We start from the raw sequence: 1,193 nt of genomic DNA, 5'->3' as shown, positions 1-1,193 counted from the left end.
CGAAAATTGCAATTTCAAATTGAACACTTTTGAAAATTAAATTCTGTATATTGAATCTAATCTTCTTTCAAATAGTTCATCTGGAGTATGGTAGCTCAATACTTTTCTAGGTAGATCATTAATCCAGAGCTCAATTGAGAAGATGTCATCCAAGCTATAATTCTTAACATACTCACCTTTAGGAATAAAGCGTCTAATTAAACGATTATGACATTCAACCCCGCCTTTATCACAAGAAGTATAAGGATGAGCATAGTAGACTAAAGTGTTTGAGATATCCTCAAGCTGGGAAAGATCCGCAAATTCAGAACCGTTGTCTGTAGTTACCGTTTTAAAGACTTCATTCCAATGTTCTTGATATTGAGCCTTCAAGTTGTTAAAGGCCGTCATTACGCTGCCAGCTGTCTTGTCAGGAATTGGAACTATCATGAACTTACGGGTCATTCGCTCATACAAGGTCAGCAGAACTTCATCGTCTTTGGTTTTATGCCCTAAGACCAGATCACATTCCCAGTGACCGAACTCTTTGCGCTGATCAATATATTTGGGCCTGTCTTCAATACTGCGGCCAAGTTTCTTTTTATTTGCACGAATACGCTTGGTTTTGGTATTGCGGGTAAGTTTTTCTGGCAGATCAGTATTTTGAATCTGGAGAAGGCCTGAATCTACGTAGCGGTAAAGAGTTCTGGTGCAGACAATCTGATTCCTGGTAAACAGTCCCGTTGCCAGGGAGCGGCCAACACAGGCATCCAAAGACCAGCCAGAGTTAAAGAAATGTTCTTGCACATAATCAATGAAGTGCTTCTTAAGCAGATAGTGCGGCTTACGTCCAGAATTCAAGCGGTGACGATTATAAGCCTCTTGACCAGCTTTAGCGTGATAGCGTTTGACATTGCCGTTATACAAAGTGACAGTACCGCGATCTATTTCATATTTGATCGTACTAGGAGAGCAGTTAAGCTTGCGTGCAATAGCACGCATGGAATAGCCTTCTTTGCGCAAAGTTTGGATTTCAACTCTGTTTTCAAAAGAAAGATGCTTGCCTTTAGTATGAGTGTCTGTGATAGAATGTAATAAGTTCATTTGAATCTCTTTTCTAGAAGTTTTTGTGGTTAATTACATTCTATCAAAGAGTCCAAATGGACTTTTTTTAATATTTGAACGAAGTGTTCAATTTGATTTTACAATCCGCC

General features: G+C 39.1%; 1 protein-coding gene. It reads right to left on the bottom strand.

What is annotated here, in order from left to right; genetic code table 11:
- Positions 1 to 36 precede the first annotated feature (36 nt).
- The gene (locus CP357_RS09880) at positions 37 to 1,083 is read right to left on the bottom strand and encodes an IS30 family transposase (RefSeq protein ID WP_065991187.1); all 1,047 of its coding nucleotides are present in this window, start codon (positions 1,081 to 1,083) and stop codon (positions 37 to 39) included.
- Between the last annotated feature and the right edge of the window lie 110 nt (positions 1,084 to 1,193).

This window comes from Lactobacillus sp. UMNPBX6, assembly GCF_002553975.1.
In the GTDB taxonomy this organism is placed as follows: domain Bacteria; phylum Bacillota; class Bacilli; order Lactobacillales; family Lactobacillaceae; genus Lactobacillus; species Lactobacillus gallinarum.
This window is presented reverse-complemented; position numbering and strand designations above follow the sequence as displayed.

Excerpts from the sequence above, each read along its gene's own strand:
- CP357_RS09880 (WP_065991187.1), bottom strand. The coding sequence starts at position 1,083 with ATGAACTTATTACATTCTATCACAGACACTCATACTAAAGGCAAGCAT.